Here is a 25287-nt window from a genome sequence, read left to right as displayed (position 1 = left end):
GGAGTACATTGATATGAGTCGCAAGCAACTGGCGCTGTTTGAACCTGTTTTACTCGTACAGGCGCTAACGGATGCCGTAAAAAAATTAAGCCCACGCGCCCAGTGGCGTAACCCGGTGATGTTTGTGGTCTGGGCCGGCAGCGTGCTAACCACTCTGTTAACGCTCGCTATGGTAACAGGACAAATAGCGGGAAGCGCCTTGTTTACAGGGATTATCAGTCTGTGGTTATGGTTCACCGTACTGTTCGCCAATTTTGCCGAAGCGCTGGCGGAAGGCCGCAGCAAAGCCCAGGCAAACAGTCTGAAAGGGGTGAAAAAGACCGCGTTCGCTCGCCGTCTGCGCGCCCCGCGCCATGATGCGCAGGCCGATAACGTGCCCGCCGCTGAACTGCGGAAAGGCGACATTGTCCTGGTCAAAGCGGGCGATATTATTCCCTGCGACGGCGAGGTCATCGAAGGCGGCGCCTCGGTGGATGAAAGTGCGATTACCGGCGAATCCGCGCCCGTGATCCGTGAGTCCGGCGGCGATTTCGCCTCTGTCACCGGCGGCACGCGAATTCTTTCCGACTGGCTGGTGATTGCCTGTAGCGTCAATCCTGGCGAAACCTTTCTTGACCGGATGATCGCGATGGTGGAAGGCGCGCAGCGGCGGAAAACGCCTAACGAGATTGCCCTGACGATTTTGCTCATCGCCCTGACCATTGTCTTTTTACTGGCGACCGCCACCCTGTGGCCCTTCTCCGCCTGGGGCGGTAACGCGGTCAGCGTCACCGTGTTGGTGGCGTTGCTGGTGTGCCTGATCCCCACCACCATCGGCGGGCTACTCTCCGCCATTGGCGTAGCCGGAATGAGCCGAATGTTGGGCGCGAACGTCATCGCCACCAGCGGCCGCGCCGTAGAAGCCGCGGGCGATGTCGACGTGTTACTGTTGGATAAAACCGGCACTATCACGCTCGGCAACCGCCAGGCGTCCGATTTTATACCCGCCCGAGGGGTGGACGAACGCACGCTGGCTGACGCCGCGCAACTCGCTTCGCTGGCCGACGAAACGCCGGAAGGCCGCAGCATTGTGATCCTCGCCAAACAGCGCTTTAACCTGCGTGAACGCGATGTGCAGTCGCTTCATGCCACCTTTGTTCCGTTTACCGCGCAAAGCCGCATGAGCGGGATTAATATCGATAACCGGATGATCCGTAAAGGCTCGGTGGACGCGATTCGGCGTCATGTCGAGAGCAATGGCGGCCATTTTCCCGCCGATGTCGAGCAAAACGTCGAGAACGTGGCGCGTCTGGGCGCGACGCCGCTGGTGGTCGTGGAAGGCGCGCGCGTACTGGGTGTTATCGCCCTCAAGGATATCGTTAAAGGCGGCATTAAAGAACGTTTCGCCCAGCTACGAAAGATGGGCATTAAAACGGTGATGATCACTGGCGATAACCGCCTGACGGCGGCAGCGATTGCCGCCGAAGCCGGTGTGGACGATTTTCTTGCCGAAGCCACGCCGGAAGCCAAGCTGGTGCTGATCCGTCAATATCAGGCGGAAGGACGGCTGGTCGCCATGACCGGCGACGGCACTAACGATGCCCCGGCGCTGGCGCAGGCTGACGTCGCGGTGGCGATGAACTCCGGCACCCAGGCGGCGAAAGAAGCCGGTAATATGGTGGATCTGGACTCTAACCCGACCAAGTTGATTGAAGTGGTGCATATCGGTAAGCAGATGCTGATGACGCGCGGCTCGCTCACCACCTTCAGTATCGCGAATGATGTAGCGAAATATTTCGCCATTATTCCCGCCGCGTTTGCCGCTACCTATCCGCAGCTAAACGCGCTCAACGTGATGGGGCTGCATTCGCCGAACTCCGCCATTCTGAGCGCGGTGATCTTTAACGCCCTGATTATCATTTTTCTGATCCCGCTGGCATTAAAAGGCGTGAGTTATAAGCCGCTTTCCGCATCGGCCATGCTGCGCCGTAATTTATGGATCTATGGTCTGGGTGGTCTGGTGGTGCCGTTTATTGGCATCAAAGTGATTGATGTGCTGCTGACCCTGCTGGGTCTGGCATGAGGTGTATGATGATCGGTTTACGTCCTGCTTTTTCGACAATGTTATTTCTGCTGTTATTGACCGGCGGCGTGTATCCGCTTCTGACCACGGCGCTGGGGCAGTGGTGGTTTCCCTGGCAGGCTAATGGCTCGCTGATTCATAAAGACAATGTGATACGCGGCTCAGCGCTTATCGGACAATCGTTTACCGCCGCGGGTTATTTTCATGGCCGGCCCTCCGCCACCGCCGATACGCCTTATAATCCACTGGCGTCGGGCGGAAGCAACCTGGCCGCCAGCAATCCCGAACTGGATGCGCAAATACAGGCCCGTGTCGCCGCGCTACGCGCCGCTAACCCCCAGGCGAGTTCCGCGGTTCCGGTTGAGCTGGCGACGGCGTCGGCAAGCGGGCTGGATAATAATCTGACACCCGGCGCCGCGGCATGGCAAATCCCCCGCGTGGCGGCGGCTCGCCAGCTTCCCGTTGAACAGGTCGCGCAACTGGTTGCAGAATATACGCACAGGCCGCTGGCGCGCTTTCTTGGGCAACCGGTGGTGAATATTGTTGAGCTTAATCTGGCGCTGGATGCGCTACAGGGACACAGAGCGAAATGAACGACGAACCCTTGCGTCCTGATCCGGATCGCTTGTTGGAACAAACGCCCCCGCCCCACCGGGGGAAGTTGAAAATTTTCTTCGGCGCCTGCGCAGGCGTCGGAAAAACTTGGGCGATGCTGGCGCAAGCGCAGCGGCTGCGAGCGCAGGGACTGGATGTGGTGATCGGCGTGGTAGAGACGCATGGCCGTAAAGAGACCGCCGCGCTACTTGACGGGCTGACCATTCTGCCGCCAAAACGTCACTCGCACCGGGGGCGGCAAATTCGCGAATTTGACCTGGATGCCGCCCTCGCCCGGCGTCCGGCGCTGATTTTAATGGATGAGCTGGCGCACAGTAACGCGCCTGGCTCACGCCATCCTAAGCGCTGGCAGGATATTGAAGAGCTGCTGGAAGCGGGAATCGACGTTTTCACCACCGTGAATGTACAACATCTGGAAAGTCTGAACGATGTGGTGAGCGGCGTCACGGGGATTCAGGTACGCGAAACCGTCCCCGATCCCTTTTTTGATGCCGCCGATGAAGTCGTACTGGTCGATCTGCCGCCCGACGATCTGCGCCAACGGCTCAACGAAGGTAAAGTGTATATCGCCGGCCAGGCGGAACGCGCTATTGAACATTTTTTCCGCAAGGGCAATCTGATCGCCCTCCGCGAGCTGGCGCTACGCCGGACAGCCGATCGCGTGGACGATCAGATGCGCGCCTGGCGCGCGCATCCGGGCGAAGAAAAAGTATGGCATACCCGCGATGCGATTTTACTGTGTATCGGGCATAACACCGGCAGCGAAAAACTGGTGCGTACCGCGGCGCGTCTGGCCTCCCGGCTCGGCAGCGTCTGGCATGCCGTCTATGTCGAAACGCCAACGTTACACCGCTTACCGGAAAAACAACGGCGGGCCATTTTAAGCGCGCTGCGCCTGGCGCAGGAGCTTGGCGCGGAAACCGCCACCCTGTCCGATCCCGCCGAAGAGAAAGCGGTCGTGCGCTATGCCCGCGAACATAATCTGGGGAAAATCGTCATGGGCCGCCCGGCGTCGCGACGTTGGTGGCGACGTGACGCTTTCGCCGACCGTCTTGCCAGGCGTGCGCCGGATCTCGATCAGGTGATCGTCGCGCTGGAAGAGCCGCCAGCGCGCGCGTTGGCGCAAACGCCTGATAACCGACCTTTTAAAGAGAAATGGCGTGGGCAGATTCAGGGCTGTCTGGTCGCCGTGGCGCTTTGCGCCATCACCACGCTTATCGCTATGCAGTGGCTTGTCACCTTCGACGCCGCCAATCTGGTGATGCTCTATTTGCTGGGCGTAGTGGTGATTGCGCTGCTCTACGGACGCTGGCCGTCGGTGGTGGCGACGGTGATTAACGTGGCGAGTTTCGATCTCTTTTTTATCGCGCCACGCGGTACGCTCGCCGTTTCGGACGTGCAGTATTTGCTGACCTTTGCCGTGATGCTGACGGTTGGTCTGGTGATTGGCAATCTTACTGCCGGGGTGCGCTATCAGGCGCGCGTCGCCCGTTATCGGGAACAGCGTACCCGCCATTTATATGAAATGTCTAAAGCGCTGGCCGTCGGGCGTAGCGAACATGATATCGCCGCGACCAGCGAGCGGTTTATCGCCTCGACGTTCCAGGCGCGCAGCCAAATTTTATTACCTGATGCTAACGGTAAGTTGCTGCCTCTCACCCACCAGCAAGGCATGACGCCGTGGGACGACGCAATTGCGCGCTGGAGTTTTGATAAAGGCCAGCCTGCCGGCGCAGGCACCGATACCCTCCCTGGCGTGCCTTATCAAATCCTGCCGCTGAAAAGCGCCGATAAAACATACGGTCTGGCTATCGTCGAACCGGGTAATTTGCGTCAGTTAATGGTGCCGGAGCAGCAACGCCTGCTGGAAACATTTACTCTGCTTGTCGCCAACGCGCTGGAACGACTGACGCTGACCGCCAGCGAAGAACAGGCGCGTCTCGCCAGCGAGCGAGAAAGTATTCGCAACGCTCTGCTGGCGGCGCTGTCGCATGATTTACGCACGCCGCTGACGGTATTGTTCGGCCAGGCGGAAATTTTGACGCTGGATTTAGCCAGCGCAGGATCGCCCCACGCGCGTCAGGCCAGTGAAATCCGCCAGCATATTCTCAACACCACCCGGCTGGTGAATAATTTGCTGGATATGGCGCGTATTCAGTCCGGCGGGTTTAATCTTAAAAAAGAGTGGCTGACGCTGGAAGAGGTCGTCGGTAGCGCGTTACAGATGTTAGAGCCGGGTTTATTGCATCCGATTACATTGTCGCTGCCGCAACAGTTAACGCTTATCCATGTCGATGGCCCTTTATTTGAGCGCGTCCTGATCAACTTGCTGGAAAACGCCGTTAAGTACGCCGGGCCGCAGGCCAGTATCGGCATTGATGCTGCGGTTAAGGACGATCGTTTACAACTGGATGTCTGGGATAACGGGCCGGGTATTCCTGCGGGGCAAGAACAGAAGATTTTCGATAAGTTCGCCCGCGGCAACAAAGAGTCCGCCGTCCCCGGCGTGGGGCTGGGGCTGGCGATTTGCCATGCTATCGTAGAGGTACACGGCGGCACGCTTACCGCCTATAATCGACCGCAGGGCGGCGCCTGTTTCCGTGTGACGCTGCCGCAAGGAAAACCACCTGAACTTGACGATTTTCATGAGGATATGTGACAAACGTTCTGATTGTTGAAGATGAACAGGCCATCCGCCGCTTTCTGCGCACCGCGCTGGAAGGCGACGGCCTGCGCGTGTATGAAGCTGAAACATTACAACGTGGTTTACTGGAAGCCGCCACGCGAAAGCCCGATCTGATTATTCTCGATCTCGGCCTGCCGGACGGCGACGGAATCGATTTCATTCGCGACCTGCGTCAGTGGAGCGCAATACCGGTGATTGTCCTTTCCGCCCGCAGCGAAGAAAGCGATAAGATTGCCGCGCTTGACGCCGGAGCTGATGATTACCTGAGCAAGCCATTCGGCATTGGCGAGTTGCAGGCGCGTTTGCGTGTCGCGCTGCGACGGCACGCCGCCAGCCCTAGCGCCGATCCGATCGTCCGTTTTTCCGGCGTGACGGTCGATCTCGCCGCACGGTTGATCCACCGTGGCGACGAAGAAATCCATCTGACGCCGATTGAGTTCCGCCTGCTGGCGGTATTACTCAATAATACCGGCAAAGTATTAACCCAACGGCAGTTATTAAACCAGGTCTGGGGCCCTAACGCCGTGGAGCATAGCCACTATTTGCGCATCTATATGGGACATTTACGCCAGAAACTGGAACAAGATCCCACCCGCCCACGCCATTTTATTACCGAAACCGGAATTGGCTATCGCTTTATGCCGTGAATAGCTATTCATTATTTTTAAATAACTTCTAATTTTTATGTCATTTATTTTCGGCGTCGCGAATAATTATTTTCGCGGCGATATTATATTTTATGGAGAATATAAAAAAACATATTATTAACATTTAAGAAACAATCCGTTATTTCACAGCACGATATGCATAATCGCCGACTAATTATTTTTCAAATGATCGTTTTTTGTTGATCTGGTTCACAGATTGCTGGCGCTTCCTGGATAAAATATCCATGCTTTCAATAAATCAATGAAAGGACCTCAAAATGGAAAATAATAATCGTTTTATGCCCCATATAAGGCGGACAACGCATATTATGATGTTTGCCCACCGTAATAGTTTCGACTTTCATTTCTTTAATGCCCGGTAGTTTTTCTGCTACGGGTACTTCAGCATACAGGTCTTTCCGACCCTTATGTCATTCAGGTCTATTGCCTAAATAACTCGAATTGTTAAAAGCGACAGTACGGTAATTCCTTTACGCCCAGCCAGCTAACCATGTGGTTTGACAGAAGAAATTCCGACTCAGCGCAATTTTAGTTATCGCGGTTTCAGCCTGTATATCGTAGTACTCAACTCCTTAAATCCTGAATTTCCTGCAACCGGACGGGTTGGGATTTATTACATCTAAAATAAAGCTAATTTACTGATTTTTTTATCAGCGGGATAGCTTTGATTTTTTCCGGAAGAATCAGTTTCTCATGCGAGAAATTGAGGGCCTGCTATTACCTGAAATAAAGAGATGAAAAATGTCAGAATTAAAAATTGCCGTTAGCCGTCATTGCCCGGATTGTTTTTCTACACACCGTAATATTGTAAATGTTGATGAGAGTCGTTTCATCGACGTGGCTGCCATCGTGTTATCCATCGACGACATTGAACACGGAAAACTCGATGAAATCGACGCAACGGGTTACGGTATTCCCGTGTTTGTCGCGACTCATGACGAAGGGCGCGTACCGCCTGAGTATTTGCCGCGTATCTCTGGTGTATTCGAATATAATGAATCCCGTACTGCCTTCTATGGTCGCCAGTTGGAAACCGCGGCAAGCCACTACGAAACGCAGTTACGTCCGCCGTTTTTCCGCGCGCTGGTGGATTATGTCAACCAGGGCAACAGCGCATTTGACTGCCCGGGGCATCAGGGCGGCGAATTCTTCCGCCGTCATCCTGCCGGTAATCAGTTCGTGGAATACTTTGGCGAAACGCTCTTCCGCTCCGACCTATGCAACGCGGACGTGGCGATGGGCGATCTGCTGATTCACGAAGGCGCGCCTTGCATTGCGCAGCAACATGCGGCGAAAGTCTTTAACGCCGATAAGACCTACTTTGTGCTGAACGGGACCTCCTCCTCTAACAAAGTCGTACTCAACGCGCTGTTAACGCCGGGCGATCTGGTACTGTTTGACCGTAACAACCACAAATCTAACCACCACGGCGCATTATTGCAGGCGGGCGCAACGCCAGTTTATCTGGAAACCGCGCGTAACCCGTATGGTTTTATCGGCGGGATCGACGCTCACTGCTTCGAAGAAGATTACCTGCGCGAGCTGATTAGCGAAGTCGCGCCGCAGCGTGCCCGCGAAGCACGTCCATTCCGTCTGGCCGTCATCCAGTTAGGCACCTACGACGGTACCATTTATAACGCCCGTCAGGTCGTCGATAAAATTGGTCACCTGTGCGACTACATCCTGTTTGACTCCGCCTGGGTCGGCTATGAACAATTTATTCCGATGATGGCCGATTGTTCGCCGCTGCTGCTGGAACTGAACGAAAACGATCCGGGTATTCTGGTGACGCAGTCCGTTCATAAACAACAAGCCGGTTTCTCCCAGACCTCGCAGATCCATAAAAAAGATAGCCATATCAAAGGGCAATCGCGCTACGTTCCGCATAAGCGCATGAACAACGCCTTTATGATGCACGCCTCCACCAGCCCGTTCTATCCGCTGTTCGCCGCGCTGGACGTTAACGCCAAAATGCACGAAGGCGTCAGCGGTCGCAATATGTGGATGGATTGCGTGGTTAACGGCATCGATGCCCGTAAATTGATCCTCGAAAACTGTCATCACATCCGTCCGTTCGTACCGGAACTGATTGATGGTAAGCCGTGGCAGTCATACCCGACGTCAGAGATCGCCAGCGATCTGCGCTTCTTCCACTTCGTTCCGGGAGAACACTGGCATGCGTTTGAAGGCTATGCCGAACATCAGTACTTTGTCGACCCTTGCAAACTGCTGCTCACCACACCGGGCATTAATGCAGCGAGCGGCGAGTATGAAGACTTTGGCGTTCCTGCCACGATCCTCGCCAACTTCCTGCGCGAGAACGGCGTTGTGCCGGAAAAATGCGACCTCAACTCCATTCTGTTCCTGCTGACGCCGGCAGAAGACATGGCGAAGTTACAACAGCTTGTCGCCCTGCTGGCTCGTTTCGAAAAACTGCTGGAAGCTGATGCGCCGTTAGCGGAAGTATTACCGTCCATCTACAAACAGCATGAAGCGCGTTATGCCGGCTACACCCTGCGTCAGCTTTGCCAGGAGATGCACGATCTCTATGCGCGGCACAACGTGAAACAGCTGCAAAAAGAGATGTTCCGTAAATCGCATTTCCCGAAAGTCAGTATGAATCCGCAAGAGGCCAACTATGCCTATCTGCGCGGCGAGGTCGAACTGGTTCGCCTGCCGGAAGCGGAAGGTCGTATCGCGGCTGAAGGCGCTCTGCCTTACCCGCCGGGAGTGCTGTGTGTAGTTCCGGGTGAAATCTGGGGCGGTTCTGTCCTGCGTTACTTCAGCGCCCTGGAAGAAGGGATCAACCTGCTGCCGGGCTTTGCGCCTGAACTGCAGGGCGTTTATATCGAAGAACACGACGGCCGTAAGCAGGTCTGGTGCTACGTCATTAAACCTCGTGACGCGCAGCGCTCCCTGCTGAAGGAGGAAAAATTATGAGTAAACCTAAATCCAATAAAATGGGTGTCGTGCAGCTCACAATTCTGACTATGGTCAACATGATGGGCTCCGGGATCATCATGCTACCGACCAAACTGTCTGAAGTCGGCACGATATCCATTATCTCCTGGCTGGTCACCGCCGTCGGCTCGATGGCGCTGGCCTGGGCGTTTGCGAAATGCGGTATGTTTAGCCGTAAATCCGGCGGTATGGGCGGTTACGCCGAATATGCCTTCGGTAAATCCGGCAACTTTATGGCGAACTATACCTACGGCGTCTCGCTGCTGATCGCCAACGTGGCTATCGCCATCTCCGCTGTCGGCTATGGCACCGAGCTGTTCGGCGCCGCGCTGACGCCGCTCCAGATCGGTCTGGCGACTATCGCCGTATTGTGGGTTTGTACCATCGCAAATTTTGGCGGCGCGCGTATTACCGGACAGATCAGTAGCGTTACCGTTTGGGGCGTCATCATTCCGGTTGTCGGCCTGTGCATCATTGGCTGGTTCTGGTTTAGCCCCAGCATGTACGTAGCGTCATGGAACCCGCACCATGTTCCGTTCTTTAGCGCGGTCGGTTCTTCCATCGCCATGACGTTGTGGGCATTTCTTGGACTGGAATCCGCCTGCGCCAACGCAGACGTGGTCGAGAATCCGGAAAAGAACGTCCCCATCGCGGTACTGGGCGGTACGCTGGGCGCGGCGGTCATCTATATCGTTTCGACTAACGTGATTGCCGGGATTGTGCCGAACATGGATCTGGCGAACTCCACGGCGCCGTTTGGTCTGGCGTTTGCACAGATGTTCACGCCTGCGGTAGGTAAAGTGATCATGGCGCTGATGGTAATGTCCTGCTGCGGCTCGCTGCTGGGCTGGCAGTTCACTATCGCCCAGGTCTTTAAATCCTCCGCTGACGAAGGCTATTTCCCGAAAGTCTTCTCTCGTGTAACGAAAGTCGACGCGCCGGTTCAGGGGATGTTGATTATTGTGATTATTCAGACTGGCCTGTCGCTGATGACCATTAGCCCGTCGCTGAATAGTCAGTTTAACGTCCTGGTTAACCTGGCGGTGGTGACGAACATTATTCCGTATATTCTGTCGATGGCCGCGCTGGTTATCATTCAGAAAATGGCGAATGTGCCGTCATCAAAAGCGAAAGTCGCTAACTTCGTGGCCTTCGTTGGCGCCATGTATAGCTTCTACGCGCTATATTCCTCCGGTGAAGAAGCCATGCTGTACGGCTCAATTGTGACCTTCCTCGGCTGGACGTTATACGGCCTGGTCTCACCGCGTTTTGAATTGAAAAATAAACACGGCTGATGGCGCGCCCGGGCTGCGGTAACGGTAGTCCGGGCATTTTCACTCTTTGAATAAGATAATAGAAATGAGTAATCCAGAACGGGAAGTCACTGATATAGCAGAAATACTGGCTATTCTCAGTAAACACGAAGTGTGTCGGATAGGGTTTAACGACAATCTCTGTCCGTATGTTGTCCCCGTAAATTTTGGCTACGAGTATCAGAACGGACGCTGGATATTTTATTTTCACGGCGCACGCACCGGGAAAAAGATGCGTCTGTTACGTAAGAACCCGGCAGTATGCATTGAAATGGACGGCGACCATGCATTACTACGTGCCGATGACCCCTGTGATTATAGCTACGCCTACACCAGCGTTTTCGCCACCGGGCTGGCATCGATATTGCAAACACGCGAGGAGATGCGCTACGGCCTGGACGTCATTATGCGCCAGACCGATCCGGGAAAAACCTTCAGTTATCGGGAAGATATGATGAAAGCGGTTTGCGTGGTGCGTATCGAATGCGACGCCCTTACCTGCCGCCGGCATCTGGCGACTCAGAGCGAATAAGTCAGATATCACAAGCGCCTTATCCGGCCTGGAGGCGATTTACAGGCCTGATAAGCGCAGCGCCGTTAATACAAAAAAGGAGCCGTAAGGCTCCTTTTTCTTCCATATCGCCCATCAGGCGTTTTTCAATACTTCGCTAACGATTTCAACGGCTTCTTTCTCAATCTGCTTGCGATGTTCTTCCCCCAGGAAGCTTTCGCAATAGATCTTGTAAGCGTCTTCCGTACCGGATGGACGCGCGGCGAACCAGCCGTTATCGGTCATTACCTTCAGGCCGCCAATCGATGCGCCATTACCCGGCGCTGCGGTAAGACGCGCGGTGATCGGGTCGCCTGCCAGCGTGCTGGCGCTGACCATTTCCGGAGACAGTTTAGACAATGCCGCTTTCTGCGCGGAGGTCGCGCTCGCCTGCAGACGGTTATAGCTCGGCGCGCCAAAACGCGCTGCCAGTTCATTGTAATGCTCTTGCGGGTTTTTCCCGGTAACGGCGGTGATTTCCGCCGCCAGCAAGCACATGATGATACCGTCTTTATCGGTAGACCACGGCGTACCGTCGAAACGCAGGAACGAAGCGCCCGCGCTCTCTTCCCCGCCGAAACCAAAGCTGCCGTCGAACAAACCGTCAACAAACCATTTGAAGCCTACCGGCACTTCCACCAGCTTGCGTCCCAAATCATTCACCACGCGGTCAATCATCGCGGAAGAGACCAGCGTTTTACCGACAGCCACGTCTTTACCCCACAGCGGACGATGCTGGAACAGATAGTTAATGGCGACCGCCAGATAATGGTTCGGGTTCATCAGCCCTGCAGGCGTCACGATGCCATGACGGTCGTAGTCCGGGTCGTTGGCGAAGGCCAGGTCAAACTTGTCACGCAGCGCCAGCAAACCCGCCATCGCACATTCGGAGGAGCAATCCATACGGATCGCGCCATCTTTATCAAGGTGCATAAAGCGGAAGGTTTGATCAACCTGATCGTTAACTAACGTCAGGTTAAGTTTGTAATGCTCAGCGATACGTTTCCAGTATTCAATACCGGAGCCGCCCAGCGGATCAACGCCCAGCGTCAGACCGGCTTTCTGAATCGCCGCCATATCAACGATATCCGCCAGCCCTTCGACAAATGGCTGCACCAGATCTACCGCTTTAACGTGGCCCGAGGCCATTGCCGCATCCAGAGAGATGCGCTTAACGCCTTGCAGGCCGCCCGCCAGCAGCGCATTGGCGCGATCTTCTACCACTTTAGTGACGTTGGTATCCGCCGGGCCGCCATTGGGCGGATTATATTTAATACCGCCATCTTCCGGCGGGTTGTGCGACGGCGTAATGACAATACCATCAGCCAGCGGGCCGCCTTTTTTGTTATGGACCAGGATAGCATTTGACACGGCAGGCGTTGGCGTGAAGCCATTATTTTCCTGCACGATAACGTCTACGCCGTTTGCCGCCAGCACTTCCAGCACGGAAATGAAGGCCGGTTCCGAGAGCGCATGGGTGTCTTTCCCCACATAGCAGGGGCCGGTAATGCCATTTTTCGCCCGCTCTTCAGCAATCGCCTGGGCGATCGCCAGAATATGCGGTTCGTTGAAACTGTGACGACCTGCGCTGCCGCGATGGCCGGAAGTGCCAAATTTCACGGCATGTTCTGCATTCCCTGCCTCCGGTTTCAGTACATAATACTGCGCCGTCAGTTGGGCGACGTTAATCAAATCACTCTGTTGCGCGGGTTGTCCTGCGCGGTTGTGGATTGCCATTGCCTGGTCCTTCTAATGCAAGGATTAAATTGTTCCGCAAACCTTTTCAATCAATTCCGCCGGGAATTGCATTGACTGCATGATGTGTTCGATCATGCTGCATTTACGGCCGGTGTTGGTGTTGGTGATCACCCAGTACGGCGTGCCGGGAACGTGCTTAGGTTTAGTTTGATTCCCATTTTTCAGCAGCGTTTGTTCATCCGCCGCAAAATAGACGCGCGTGCGGCCATGCAACGACTCCGTCGCCTCCGCAAACGCGTGGTGATCCAGTGAATAGAGTGTAGTCAGAATCAGCATAAAGCGGTTGACCGCTTTTTTCTGCTCGGCATATTCGTCAGACAACAGCAGCTCACGCATCGCGCGAACTTTGTCTTTTACCGGGTTGACCGGTTTCGCTTCGGCAACGGGTTGCGCCGCAGGCGTCCCCTTCACCGCTGAAGCCGTTGGCTGTGTCGTGGCGGAAAACTTCAACATACGCCGTAAAATGTCGGATGCGCTCTCGCCGATATGCTTGGTGTGGCTGGCAATATAGCTATAGAGTTCATCATCAACTTCAATCGTTTTCATCTTAATCCAGTGCGATGTCTTTGCTGAATACAAGTCATTGGGATTATAGGAACAAATCCCAACAGCGGATAGCGTTAAGCCCGGCTGACAAAAAAACTCGGAGTAAACCTTAGAGGTTGCAGCCCAGTGGCAGAATGGTCAACATAATACCCTAACCCGACAGAGCGAAAAAAAGAACTTTGCCATGAAATTAAACATCCGAGCGCAATCTGCACAAAACCTGCACAATAATTCCCCCATCGTTCTCGTTCATGGCCTGTTTGGCAGCCTGGACAACCTCGGCGTACTGGCGCGCGATCTGGTGACCGATCACGACATTATTCAGGTCGATATGCGCAATCATGGTTTATCGCCGCGCGATCCGGTCATGGATTATCCGGCAATGGCCCAGGATCTTCTGGATACGCTTGACGCGCAGCAGATTGAAAAAGCGACGTTTATTGGTCATTCCATGGGCGGAAAAGCGGTAATGGCGCTGACGGCGCTGGCGCCCGATCGCATCGATCGTCTGGTCGCGATTGATATCGCACCCGTGGATTATCACGTTCGCCGCCACGATCGTATTTTCGCGGCCATTAACGCCGTCAGCGAATCCGACGCGACATCCCGCCAACAGGCGGCAGGGATTATGCGCCAGCACCTCAACGAAGAAGGCGTGATCCAGTTTCTGTTAAAATCCTGGGCTGAAGGCGAATGGCGTTTTAATGTTCCGGTATTATGGGAGCAGTATCCGCATATCGTCGGCTGGGAAACCATTCCGCCCTGGGAACATCCGGCGCTGTTTATTCCAGGCGGTAACTCGCCGTACGTGACCGAAGCGTACCGCGACGCGCTGCTGGCGCAATTCCCTTTGGCGCGCGCGCATGTGATCGCCGGCGCGGGCCACTGGGTACATGCCGAAAAACCAGAGGCGGTTCTGCGCGCCATCCGCCGTTATCTGCACGATAAACGCTAACTGATTAAAAACTCATCGCCTGTGCGCGATTACGCGCGCGGGCGTTGGCGTCGCTTCCTCGCTGATGTATGATGGCGCGCTATCCATCCGGGCATAAGCCTGGCTGATTGTTTCCCCCGAAGTCACCAAAATCATGGCCAAAGAACAAACGGACCGTACGACATTAGATCTGTTCGCGCACGAGCGTCGCCCGGGACGACCTAAAACGAATCCGCTTTCGCGCGATGAACAGTTACGCATCAACAAGCGCAACCAGTTAAAACGCGACAAAGTTCGTGGCCTCAAGCGTGTCGAATTAAAACTCAACGCACAAGCGGTTGACGCGCTGAATGAGCTGGCCGAAGCGCGCAACATTAGCCGCAGCGAGCTCATTGAAGAAATATTAATGAAGCAGCTTATGGCGCTGCGCGGCCAGGGTTTAGTCTGAAAATAAGTTTTGTTTCATATTTCGTGTAGCAGAGCGTGCAGTCCCGCGTGATTGCTGTTTCCGCATATCTGCCTGTTCTGCTATGATTGCCCTTATCCGTGGGCAATTCGCCACCACCATTTCAATAAGTTTCAAGAGGTTATTTTACTCATGGCAATCACTGGCATCTTTTTCGGCAGCGACACCGGTAATACCGAAAATATCGCAAAAATGATTCAAAAACAGCTTGGTAAAGACGTTGCCGATGTGCATGACATTGCAAAAAGCAGTAAAGAAGACCTGGAAGGGTACGACATTCTGCTGCTGGGCATCCCAACCTGGTACTATGGCGAAGCGCAATGTGACTGGGATGACTTCTTCCCGACTCTCGAAGAGATTGACTTTAACGGTAAGCTGGTGGCGCTGTTTGGCTGTGGCGATCAGGAAGACTACGCGGAATACTTCTGTGATGCGCTGGGCACGATTCGCGACATTATTGAGCCGCGCGGCGCCACAATTGTGGGTCACTGGCCAACCGCAGGTTATCATTTTGAAGCCTCTAAAGGTCTGGCTGACGACGATCATTTTGTCGGCCTGGCGATTGACGAAGACCGTCAGCCTGAACTGACCGCCGAGCGTGTTGAAAAATGGGTTAAGCAAGTTTCGGCTGAATTGCACCTCGACGACATCCTCAACGCCTAATCTTATGCGGCGCAGCGTTATATCTGCGCCGCATCAATAGACAAGACCAATCAAAATAATTGCTACAAATTTGTAACTTTCGCACCCATCCCTGTACAATGTCCGGGTGTAATCAGGTGGCGCCAGAATTTGCAGGCAAAACCACAGTTTTATTAATATCTGCGAGAGACTTGCGGTTTTCATTTCGGCATGGCAGTCCTATAATGATACGCATTATCTTGAGTGCAATTTCTGTCACTTCTCTAATGAAGTGAATCGTTTAGCAACAGGACAGATTCCGCATGACTGACAACAATACCGCATTAAAGAAGGCTGGCCTGAAAGTAACGCTTCCTCGTTTAAAAATTCTGGAAGTTCTTCAGGAACCAGATAACCATCACGTCAGTGCGGAAGATTTATACAAACGCCTGATCGACATGGGTGAAGAAATCGGTCTGGCAACCGTATACCGTGTGCTGAACCAGTTTGACGATGCCGGTATCGTGACCCGCCATAATTTTGAAGGCGGTAAATCCGTTTTTGAACTGACGCAACAGCATCATCACGACCATCTTATCTGCCTTGACTGCGGAAAAGTGATTGAATTTAGTGATGACTCTATTGAAGCGCGCCAGCGTGAAATTGCGGCGAAACACGGTATTCGTTTAACTAATCACAGCCTCTATCTTTACGGCCACTGCGCTGAAGGCGACTGCCGTGAAGACGAGCACGCGCACGATGACGCGACTAAATAAGTGTAAATCTTTCGAAGAGCCAACCGCCCGGTTGGCTTTTTTATATCCTCCCCTTTCCTGCCGCTTGATGTTGATTTAATGTAAAAAACGCTATCGCATCTCAGGAGAGCAGGAATGGAGCTTCGCCAGTTACGCTATTTCGTGCGTATTATTGAAACCGGCAGTATGGGCAGCGCCGCACAGGATCTTGATATTGGCGTTTCAGCATTAAGTCAACAGATGTCCCGTCTGGAAAACGAGCTTGCCATCCGTCTGCTGCAGCGCACTTCGCGCGGCGTAACGCCAACCAACGCCGGGCTGGCCTTTTATTCACAGGCGCAACTCGCCCTGCGTCATGCCGACGACGCAATTCTCGCCGCCAGAGAAGCGCGCCTTTCCGGTCATGTGAGCGTAGGAATGGCTCCCAGTACCGCCTCCATACTGGGTATACCGTTTATCCATGCCATGCAGGAAAACTATGCCGATGTCCGACTGCATGTGGTGGAAAGCTTGTCCGGTAATCTGGAAAGAATGATCAATACCCGCCAGATTGATTTAGCCGTTGTCTTTCAAAAAGATAAAATCCTGCGCTGGAGCGCCAGACCGATCCTTGAAGAACAGCTTTTTCTGATTGGCTCCCATGCCCTGCTGGCGGCGCTTCCTGATAACCCGATCACACCTGAACAACTGGCAGGCATTCCGCTCATTATGCCAAGCCAGGGACATGGGCTGCGCGGCAGGCTGGACGCTGTCTGCCAGGAACATGCGCTTAACGTTGAAATCGTGGCGGAAATTGACGGCCTGGCGTTGTTGATGCGCGCCGTGCGCGACGGTCTTGGCGCCACGTTGCAGCCCGGCGCGGCGATTTCTCATCTGGATAACGACGCGCTACGCGTGATCGGCGTCCATAATCCGGTACTCAGCCGCCCCAATTTTTTAGTCAGCCTGTCGGATGATGAACTGACGCCCGCCGGCCTTGCCGCCAGAGTAGTCCTTACCAAAATTATGCGTCAGTTAGTCGACGCCGGTGAATGGCCAGGCGCAACCCTTTACGCTTACTAAACCCCTGTTTAGCGCTACCTGATAGCGCGCCGCTTATTTATCCGTATACATTTCAATTACAAATTTAACAAATAGTTAAATGGTACGGGAGTATAAGATGGTTGATGTACTGGTGATAGGCGGAGGCAATGCCGCATTATGCGCCGCCCTGACCGCACGGGAAGCGGGCGCATCGGTTCTGCTGCTGGAGGCTGCCCCGCGGGAATGGCGCGGCGGAAATTCTCAGCACACACGAAACCTGCGCTGTATGCATGATGCGCCGCAGGATGTGCTGGTAGAAAGCTATCCTGAAGAGGAATTCTGGCAGGATCTGTGGCGAGTCACCGACGGCAACACCAACGAGGCGCTGGCGCGGCTGGTCATTCGCACCTCTTCGCAATGCCGCGACTGGATGCGCAAACATGGCGTTAACTTTCAACCGCCATTATCTGGTGCGCTCCACGTTGCGCGCACCAATGCGTTTTTTATGGGCGGCGGGAAAGCGCTCGTCAATGCCTATTACCGTAGCGCCGAACGGCTGGGCGTACAGATTCGCTATAACACGCCGGTTCACGCGCTTGAACTTCATGACGGCGAATTCGTGGCAGCGCTGGCGGGTAGCGAACGTATTACCGCCAAAGCCTGCGTATTAGCGGCTGGCGGTTTCGAATCAAACCGTGAATGGCTGCGGGAGGCCTGGGGAGAAAACGCCCGCGGCGAATGGCCCGCGGATAATTTTCTGATTCGCGGCACGCGTTTTAACCAGGGCGTATTACTCAAATTTATGATGGATGCCGGCGCGGATATCATTGGCGATCCGTCCCAGTCGCACTGCGTAGCGATTGATGCCAGGGCGCCGCTATACGACGGCGGTATTTGTACTCGCGTGGATTGCGTATCGCTGGGTATTGTCGTGAATCGCGACGCCGAACGTTTTTATGATGAAGGCGAAGATTTCTGGCCGAAGCGTTACGCCATTTGGGGGCGGCTGGTGGCTCAACAGCCAGGACAGATTGGCTATTCGATTATTGACAGCAAAGCCATCGGCCACTTTATGCCGCCGGTTTTTCCTGGCGCGCAGGCCAATACGCTGGCTGAACTGGCCTGCCAGTTGGGGCTGGACGCGGAAAAATTTACCCATACCGTCACGCAGTATAACCAGGCCTGCCAACCCGGTCATTTTGATCATACCTTGCTTGATGACTGCGCTACTAAAAACCTGACGCCGGCGAAAACCCACTGGGCGCGCCCGCTTGATGCACCGCCCTACTACGGTTATGCGCTGCGACCCGGCATCACGTTTACCTACCTGGGTCTGAAAGTCAATGAACGTGCCGCGGTGCATTTTGCCGGTCATCCAAGCCGCAACCTGTTTGTTGCCGGCGAGATGATGGCAGGAAATGTTCTGGGCAAGGGGTATACCGCAGGCGTAGGCATGTCTATCGGCACAACCTTTGGCCGCATTGCGGGAATAGAAGCCGCCCGCGCGGCGCACAAGGAGGCGCAGCATGAAACAGCTTGAAAAATTAATCATTGAGGCCACCGTGCTTACCGAACCGGAAGCCGAGGTCGAACGCGTTATGCAAGTGTGTAACGCGTGTCGCTACTGCGAAGGTTTTTGCGCGGTATTTCCGGCGATGACCCAGCGGCTCGAATTCGGTAAAGCCGATATTCATTATCTGGCGAATTTATGTCATAACTGCGGCGCCTGCCTGCACGCGTGCCAGTACGCGCCGCCCCATGAATTTGCCATTAACGTGCCGAAAGCGATGGCGCAAGCCCGCCTGGAGACGTATCAACAGTATGCCCAGCCCGCGGCTTTTGGCGCGTTATACCGTCGGGCGGGGATCACCGTCGCGCTGGCGCTGATAGTCGGTCTGACGCTCTTTTTATTACTGGCGATGGCGCTGAAAGGGTCGCTGATTCATCCGCCGCTGGCCGGTGACTTCTATCAAATTTTTCCGCATAGCCTGCTGGCATGGATGTTTGGCTCAGTTTTTGTGCTGGCAATCGGTTTGCTTATGGCGGGCGTAATTCGCTTCTGGCGTGAGATCTCGCCGGGCGTACCGCGTTCGTCGGAGATTGCCGAAGCGTCGCACAATGCGTTAACGCTGAAATATCTCGACGGCGGTCACGGCAAAGGCTGTAACGAAGCGGACGATGCGTTCACGCTGCTGCGCCGTCGCTTTCATCACTTTACCTTCTACGGTTTTATGCTCTGTTTTGCCGCCACGGTCGTGGCGACGGGCTATCACTACGTCGCCGGTTGGGAAGCGCCCTACCCGTTCTTTAGCCTGCCGGTCATGCTCGGCACGCTGGGCGGTATCGGCCTGCTTATCGGCCCGGCCGGGCTACTGTGGCTCAATCTGCGGCGGTCGCCGTTACATGGCGATGCGCGCCAGAAACCCATGGATCGCGGCTTTATTCTGCTGCTGTTCTTAACCAGTCTTACCGGGCTGGCGCTGCTGGCAGGCAGAGACACCAGCGGAATGGGCATACTGCTGGCGCTCCATTTAGGCGTGGTGATGGCGCTCTTTCTCACCCTTCCCTACGGAAAATTCGCCCACGGATTTTTCCGCTGCGCGGCCTTACTCAAATGGGCAGTTGAGAAGCGACGCGGAAAACATGCGGGGGATACAGGCAACTGACCCGCAAACATCTTACCCATAAAACAATAAAGACAGTGGAGAGCAAACCCTATGGCACAACACACACCTGCAACATCGCGCGCCGGCACGTTCGGCGCAATACTGCGCGTGACAAGCGGCAATTTTCTTGAACAGTTTGATTTTTTCTTGTTCGGATTTTACGCCACCTATATCGCCAGAACGTTTTTTCCGGCGGAAAGCGAATTTGCCTCATTAATGTTGACCTTTGCCGTCTTTGGCTCCGGTTTTTTAATGCGCCCCGTCGGCGCGATTGTGCTTGGCGCCTATATTGACAGAATCGGACGTCGTAAAGGGCTGATGGTGACGCTGGCGATTATGGGCTGCGGTACGTTGCTCATCGCCCTCGTCCCCGGCTACCAAACGATCGGCCTGGCAGCGCCTGCGTTGGTGCTGTTGGGCCGGTTATTACAAGGATTTTCTGCGGGCGTTGAGTTAGGCGGCGTCTCGGTCTATCTGTCCGAAATCGCAACGCCAGGCAATAAAGGGTTTTATACCAGCTGGCAATCCGCCAGTCAGCAGGTCGCGATCGTTGTCGCCGCGTTGATTGGTTATAGCCTGAATATCACGCTGGGACACGACGCGATATCGGAGTGGGGCTGGCGAATTCCGTTCTTTATCGGCTGTATGATCATTCCGCTGATTTTTGTTTTACGTCGTTCATTACAAGAAACAGAAGCGTTTTTACAACGCAAGCATCGCCCCGACACCAGGGAAATTTTTGCAACTATCGCCAAAAACTGGCGCATTATTACAGCCGGAACGCTGCTGGTGGCGATGACCACCACAACGTTTTATTTTATCACCGTTTATACGCCGACCTATGGCAGAACCGTGCTTAATCTCAGCGCGCGGGACAGTTTGATCGTCACCATGTTGGTGGGGGTGTCCAATTTTATCTGGTTACCCATTGGCGGCGCGATTTCCGACCGGATTGGCCGTCGCGCCGTGTTAATGGGCATTACGTTGCTGGCGCTGATCACCACCTGGCCCGTCATGCAGTGGCTGACCGCCGCGCCCGACTTTACCCGCATGACGCTGGTACTGCTGTGGTTCTCTTTCTTTTTTGGCATGTATAACGGCGCAATGGTCGCGGCGTTAACCGAAGTGATGCCAGTCTATGTGCGTACCGTTGGTTTCTCGCTGGCCTTTAGCCTGGCGACGGCAATTTTTGGCGGCCTGACGCCGGCCATCTCTACCGCGCTGGTAAAGTTAACCGGCGATAAAAGCTCGCCCGGCTGGTGGCTGATGTGCGCAGCGTTATGTGGACTTGCCGCGACGGCGATGCTGTTTGTACGTCTGAGTCGCGGCTATATCGCAGCAGAAAATAAAGCCTGAAAAAACCACGGGCGGAAAACATTCGCCCGTGGGTGGCAAGGAAGGGTTTTATTGCACGTTATTATGACTGCGAATTTCCTGCCAGACCTTATCGCAGTCAGCCTTGACCGCCTGATCGTTACCCGTGCGCGTCGCCTGAATGCACTGCTGATAGTCCAGCACCCGCACGCTTTCTTCGTTAGCAAATTGCTGATGTTTGCGCTCTTTTTTAAGGACATTCAGCACGCTTTGGCAGGCCTCTATCTTCTCAGGCGAGCCCTGTGCGGTATTGATACAGGCGCTGTACGCCTCTTTCAGCCGACTATCTTCTTCCGGCGCGGGTGATGACGCGCAGGCCGTCAAACCGGCGGTCATGCTGGCGATGAGTAAAATTTTTTTCATAGGTCGTTCCTCAACAGCGCGGCAGACCGGCAGCCTGCCGCATCTGACATCAGAAAATAGTGAATGGCGCAATAACGATAAATTTCACGTCACGTTCATCCTGGAAGATGTTGCCGTAACCACCGCCCCAGCTTGGAATATTGGAGTGGTTGTCATATTCGGTGAAGTGCAGTTTGAACATGGTGCCTTTGGCACGCCCCTCCTGCAGGGTATAAACCGCATCCAGACTGTATGAGGACTCTTCGATAGTGCGGTTTTTGTCGTAGTAAGCATCCGGGTTACTTTGCCAGGTTGCCGGTTTAGCATCCCAAGCGTAAACGTAAGACGCGCCCACAGCCCAGCCCGGCAGATTCCAGTTTTTCAGGTCATACATCGCGCCGAAGAAAACCGCCTTTTCACCGTTAGCGTTAAAGTCGGAGCGGTTATCCCACCAGATATCCAGACGACCGTTTGAAGAGGCGTAGGTTGGCGTCATACGTTGCAGAAAATAGCCCTGCTGACCGTCCGCTTTCACCCAGGTGCCTTCCAGACGCAGGTCAACCACTTCCGCGACTTTGTAGCCGAAGGTCAACGCCTGCAGCCAGGCCGTACCGTCGTAAATATCATTCACGCTGCGATCGTCTACTTTGTCGCGCGCGCCGTAGAACTGGTAACTGGTGGTGAACGGATTGCCGCCTAAATCAAATTTATAGCTGGCCTTTGCGAAATATTGATCGACATAGCCTTCGGACTGACCAAACGCCGCTTCCAGCACCAGATCATTTTTGAAGTCGTACTTCGCGCCGATGGAGTGGAGGTAGTCCACATTGGTTTTTTTATCCGCCTGATAAAACTTATCCATTTCGGTATGCCACGGCGCTTTATATTCGTTAGTCCACATGTAGGAAAAACTTAACGCGCCCGCATCGCCATAGTCAAAACTGGCGCCGGCTTCCGCACCCTGATAGGTACCCGGCATAAAACTCCAGTGCGGTGCTAACAGCGTCTGACCGGTAGGCTGAATATAACCGGCGCGCGCCCAGACCGGGCCATATTTAAATTTCGCGGCGGCTTTATAAAGACTGATACCGCTCTTATCGCCGGAATAGTCTTCGTCGTAGCCTTTATTCTTTTTCGAGAAGGCAATTTCGTTTGGATGACCGCTGTCGCCGTTTTCTGCCATTTCAATCGCGGTAAACGCCGCGATATCCAGACCGAACATATCCGCAGCGTAACCAGACTGAAAATCCAGGTTAGCGTTCCAGGTCGCATGAGAAAGGTTAGTTTTATATTTGTCGCCGTCGGTCACATCTTTGCGATCGCGTTCACGCTGCCAATAATAGATGCCGCCCGTTAACGTGGAGTCGTCGAAAAAGCCGGAGGCTTGCGCCTGCGGAACAACGATCCACCCCGACATTGCTGTGATACCGGCGATAGCCAGAGCCAGCGTACTACGTTTGCCACTAAACGTACGCATAAGTTAATCCTCTTTGACGTATAAATTGCTGCCGACAAAAGCGAACAGCGAAAAAATAAAAATAAAAAGTAGCGCTGAGAAATCTCATTTACTACGTTAAATAGACTATTTTTCGCGATGCGAATTATCAATCTCTTTCTGTAACCAGTATGTAATAATATGAGCAACCGCACATATTTAATTGCTTTCTGTTACATTCGACTGCTGGTGGGGGAAGCAGACCGCCAGAAAGAAAATTGACTTGTTTTCCATAGGTATGAAAATAATTGTCTCCTGTTGACCTGACGCTTATAACATTTAGATTAATAATCATTTATCAGATCAATAATTTTTAGAAAATAATTAATTCGCCTCGCAAAAAAGAGAATCGACTTAGAGCCTATCCCACCAGGCGTTATTGGCGCAGCCAGTTTGGACACGGACAGCGCGCAAAAACCGGAGCGTACACGTAGTACGTGAGGTTTGACTCGCTACGCTCGCCCTTCGGGCCGCCGCTAGCGGCGTTCAAAACGCTAGCGGCGTTCAAAACGCTAACGCGTTTTGGCGAGCACTGCCCAGGTCCAAAATGGCAAGTAAAATAGCCCTAATGGGATAGGCTCTTAGAAATGCAGAGAAAAAACGCCGCAGAACGCGGCGTTGACAAGGTATTTTTACAGCATTCGCCTGTTGGCGCAGTGCTTATTCGCCCGCTTTCGCCCAGGTATCACGCAGGCCCACGGTGCGGTTAAAGACCAGCTTATCGGCCGTTGCATAGCGGCTGTCGAGGCAGAAGTAGCCTTCACGTTCAAACTGGAAAGCTTTCCCTGCTACCGCCGCTTTCAGCGACGGCTCGCCATACCCCTGCTTAATCACTAATGATTCGGGGTTGATAACAGACAGGAAGTCCTCCGCGGCGCCCGGATTCGGCACGCTGAACAGACGGTCGTAGAGACGAATTTCAATCGGCAGCGCATGTGCTGCGCTAACCCAGTGGATTACGCCTTTCACTTTACGCCCGTCAGCCGGATCTTTACTCAGCGTATCGGCATCATAGGTACAGAAGATGGTGGTGATATTCCCTTCGGCATCCTTCTCTACGCGCTCCGCTTTAATGACGTAGGCATTACGCAGACGCACTTCTTTGCCCATCACCAGACGCTTGTACTGTTTGTTCGCTTCTTCGCGGAAATCCGCGCGATCGATCCAGATCTCACCGCTAAACGGCACTTCACGGCTGCCCATCTCCGGTTTATTCGGATGGTTAGGCATGGTAACCATTTCGCTCTCACCCTGTGGGTAGTTTTCGATAACCAGTTTTACCGGATCGATTACCGCCATTGCGCGCGGCGCGTTTTCGTTCAGATCTTCGCGAATGCAGGATTCCAGCGACGCCATCTCAATGGTGTTGTCCTGCTTGGTGACGCCGATGCGTTTGCAGAACTCACGAATAGAAGCTGCGGTATAGCCGCGACGGCGCAGACCGGAAATAGTCGGCATACGCGGATCATCCCAACCTTCGACGTGTTTGTCGGTCACCAGCAGATTCAGCTTACGCTTGGACATCACGGTGTATTCCAGATTCAGCCGCGAGAATTCGTACTGGCGCGGGTGAACCGGAATGGTGATGTTGTCCAGTACCCAGTCGTACAGACGACGGTTGTCCTGGAACTCCAGCGTACACAGAGAATGAGTAATACCTTCCAGCGCATCGCTGATGCAGTGAGTAAAGTCGTACATCGGGTAGATGCACCACTTGTTGCCGGTCTGATGATGCTCGGCGAATTTAATGCGATACAGCACCGGATCGCGCATCACGATAAACGGCGACGCCATGTCGATTTTGGCGCGCAGACAGGCTTTACCCTCTTCAAAACCGCCGGTACGCATTTTTTCAAATAGCGCGAGGTTTTCTTCGACGCTGCGATCGCGGAACGGGCTGTTTTTACCCGGCGCGGTCAGCGTACCGCGGTATTCGCGGATCTGCTCCGGCGTCAGCTCATCAACATAGGCCAGGCCTTTATTGATTAGCTCGACCGCATAGGCGTGCAGTTGGTCAAAGTAATCGGAGGAGTAGCGAATATCGCCAGACCAGTGAAAGCCTAACCACTCGACGTCGTTTTTGATCGAATCAACGTACTCGATATCTTCTTTTACCGGGTTGGTGTCATCGAAACGCAGGTTGCACTGGCCCTGATAATCTTGCGCGATGCCAAAGTTCAGGCAGATAGATTTCGCGTGGCCGATGTGCAGATAGCCATTCGGCTCCGGCGGAAAACGGGTATGGACAGTGGTATGTTTACCACTCGCCAGATCTTCATCAATAATCTGACGAATAAAGTTAGTCGGGCGGGCTTCAGCCTCACTCATCGTGGATTCCTCAAAGCGTAAACAACGTATAACGGCATATGATCTTATAAGCCGGACAGACTGACAACCTTTAGTTACTTAAAAAGTGGCTTTGCAGAAAATATTGGGGCTAATTGCGGTAAAA

Annotated in this window: 21 protein-coding genes and 1 pseudogene; 17 read left to right on the top strand and 5 right to left on the bottom strand. The window is 54.0% G+C overall.

From position 1 onward, the window contains the following. Positions 1-13 precede the first annotated feature (13 nt). From kdpB to NBA72_RS07610, 8 genes are all read left to right on the top strand, one after another. Entirely contained in the window at positions 14-2062 is a 2049-nt protein-coding gene (kdpB, locus tag NBA72_RS07645; RefSeq protein WP_042948009.1) for a potassium-transporting ATPase subunit KdpB, read from the top strand. Positions 2063-2070: 8 nt separating this feature from the next. Continuing rightward, entirely contained in the window at positions 2071-2655 is a 585-nt protein-coding gene (kdpC, locus tag NBA72_RS07640; protein ID WP_000579804.1) for a potassium-transporting ATPase subunit KdpC, read from the top strand. After that, a complete protein-coding gene (gene kdpD / locus NBA72_RS07635; protein WP_000997487.1) occupies positions 2652-5336 on the top strand; it encodes a two-component system sensor histidine kinase KdpD in 2685 nt (894 codons plus the stop codon). The genes kdpC and kdpD overlap by 4 nt, the downstream gene beginning before the upstream one ends. Continuing rightward, entirely contained in the window at positions 5333-6010 is a 678-nt protein-coding gene (gene kdpE / locus NBA72_RS07630; protein WP_001623149.1) for a two-component system response regulator KdpE, read from the top strand. The genes kdpD and kdpE overlap by 4 nt, the downstream gene beginning before the upstream one ends. Positions 6011-6288: 278 nt before the next feature. Beyond that, the gene (gene speFL, locus NBA72_RS07625) at positions 6289-6393 is read left to right on the top strand and encodes a leader peptide SpeFL (RefSeq protein ID WP_015632840.1); all 105 of its coding nucleotides are present in this window, start codon (positions 6289-6291) and stop codon (positions 6391-6393) included. Positions 6394-6772: 379 nt separating this feature from the next. After that, the gene (gene speF, locus NBA72_RS07620) at positions 6773-8971 is read left to right on the top strand and encodes an ornithine decarboxylase SpeF (protein WP_001292402.1); all 2199 of its coding nucleotides are present in this window, start codon (positions 6773-6775) and stop codon (positions 8969-8971) included. After that, complete coding sequence (gene potE / locus NBA72_RS07615; protein ID WP_000042658.1) at positions 8968-10287, top strand: putrescine-ornithine antiporter; 1320 nt, start codon at positions 8968-8970, stop codon at positions 10285-10287. Before speF ends, potE begins: the two co-directional genes overlap by 4 nt. 64 nt (positions 10288-10351) lie before the next feature. After that, positions 10352-10837, top strand: a complete 486-nt coding sequence (locus NBA72_RS07610; RefSeq protein WP_000070056.1) for a pyridoxamine 5'-phosphate oxidase family protein — start codon at positions 10352-10354, stop codon at positions 10835-10837. A 114-nt stretch (positions 10838-10951) separates the two neighbouring features. Here NBA72_RS07610 and pgm read toward each other — a convergent pair whose 3' ends face one another. Both pgm and seqA read right to left on the bottom strand, forming a co-directional pair. Next, positions 10952-12592, bottom strand: coding sequence for a phosphoglucomutase (alpha-D-glucose-1,6-bisphosphate-dependent) (gene pgm, locus NBA72_RS07605; protein ID WP_000974387.1), 1641 nt, complete (start codon positions 12590-12592; stop codon positions 10952-10954). A 24-nt stretch (positions 12593-12616) separates the two neighbouring features. Continuing rightward, complete coding sequence (gene seqA / locus NBA72_RS07600) at positions 12617-13159, bottom strand: replication initiation negative regulator SeqA (RefSeq protein ID WP_000848395.1); 543 nt, start codon at positions 13157-13159, stop codon at positions 12617-12619. Between the two features lie 184 nt (positions 13160-13343). Here seqA and ybfF point away from each other — a divergent pair, with 184 nt between their 5' ends. The 9 genes and pseudogenes from ybfF (at position 13344) to tcuC (ending at position 20980) form a co-directional block, all read left to right on the top strand. Beyond that, on the top strand, positions 13344-14114 hold the full coding sequence (ybfF, locus tag NBA72_RS07595; RefSeq protein WP_000773245.1) for an esterase: 771 nt from the start codon (positions 13344-13346) through the stop codon (positions 14112-14114). A gap of 133 nt (positions 14115-14247) precedes the next feature. Next, positions 14248-14541, top strand: a complete 294-nt coding sequence (gene ybfE / locus NBA72_RS07590) for a LexA regulated protein (protein ID WP_001040939.1) — start codon at positions 14248-14250, stop codon at positions 14539-14541. 150 nt (positions 14542-14691) lie between these two features. Then, positions 14692-15222, top strand: coding sequence for a flavodoxin FldA (gene fldA / locus NBA72_RS07585; RefSeq protein WP_001018621.1), 531 nt, complete (start codon positions 14692-14694; stop codon positions 15220-15222). Positions 15223-15425: 203 nt separating this feature from the next. Further along, positions 15426-15511, top strand: a pseudogene (locus NBA72_RS07580) (fur leader peptide). Further along, a complete protein-coding gene (fur, locus tag NBA72_RS07575) occupies positions 15504-15956 on the top strand; it encodes a ferric iron uptake transcriptional regulator (RefSeq protein WP_000131699.1) in 453 nt (150 codons plus the stop codon). Before NBA72_RS07580 ends, fur begins: the two are co-directional and overlap by 8 nt. Positions 15957-16070: 114 nt before the next feature. After that, positions 16071-16997 (top strand): tricarballylate utilization LysR family transcriptional regulator TcuR, encoded by a 927-nt coding sequence (gene tcuR / locus NBA72_RS07570; RefSeq protein WP_042948010.1) that lies wholly within the window; start codon positions 16071-16073, stop codon positions 16995-16997. A gap of 97 nt (positions 16998-17094) precedes the next feature. Beyond that, positions 17095-18498 (top strand): FAD-dependent tricarballylate dehydrogenase TcuA, encoded by a 1404-nt coding sequence (gene tcuA / locus NBA72_RS07565; RefSeq protein ID WP_000228705.1) that lies wholly within the window; start codon positions 17095-17097, stop codon positions 18496-18498. Then, positions 18485-19624: a tricarballylate utilization protein TcuB gene (tcuB, locus tag NBA72_RS07560; RefSeq protein ID WP_042948011.1), complete on the top strand. Its 1140-nt coding sequence runs from the start codon at positions 18485-18487 to the stop codon at positions 19622-19624. The genes tcuA and tcuB overlap by 14 nt, the downstream gene beginning before the upstream one ends. 51 nt (positions 19625-19675) lie before the next feature. Then, on the top strand, positions 19676-20980 hold the full coding sequence (gene tcuC, locus NBA72_RS07555; RefSeq protein ID WP_000057014.1) for a tricarballylate/proton symporter TcuC: 1305 nt from the start codon (positions 19676-19678) through the stop codon (positions 20978-20980). Between the two features lie 48 nt (positions 20981-21028). Here tcuC and chiQ read toward each other — a convergent pair whose 3' ends face one another. The 3 genes from chiQ to glnS all read right to left on the bottom strand — a co-directional run bounded on the left by chiQ (position 21029) and on the right by glnS (position 25163). Further along, a complete protein-coding gene (gene chiQ, locus NBA72_RS07550) occupies positions 21029-21361 on the bottom strand; it encodes a ChiQ/YbfN family lipoprotein (protein WP_000722260.1) in 333 nt (110 codons plus the stop codon). A 49-nt stretch (positions 21362-21410) separates the two neighbouring features. After that, positions 21411-22817 carry a chitoporin ChiP gene (gene chiP / locus NBA72_RS07545; protein ID WP_001258803.1) on the bottom strand — a complete coding sequence of 469 codons (1407 nt, stop codon included), beginning with the start codon at positions 22815-22817 and terminating at the stop codon, positions 21411-21413. A gap of 678 nt (positions 22818-23495) precedes the next feature. Beyond that, on the bottom strand, positions 23496-25163 hold the full coding sequence (glnS, locus tag NBA72_RS07540) for a glutamine--tRNA ligase (RefSeq protein WP_001287181.1): 1668 nt from the start codon (positions 25161-25163) through the stop codon (positions 23496-23498). Positions 25164-25287: the final 124 nt, after the last annotated feature.

The sequence above is a fragment of the Salmonella sp. NW1250 genome (assembly GCF_051812965.1).
Lineage (GTDB): Bacteria > Pseudomonadota > Gammaproteobacteria > Enterobacterales > Enterobacteriaceae > Salmonella > Salmonella enterica.
Note: the sequence above shows the minus strand (reverse complement) of the source record. Positions and strands in the feature narration are given on the sequence as shown.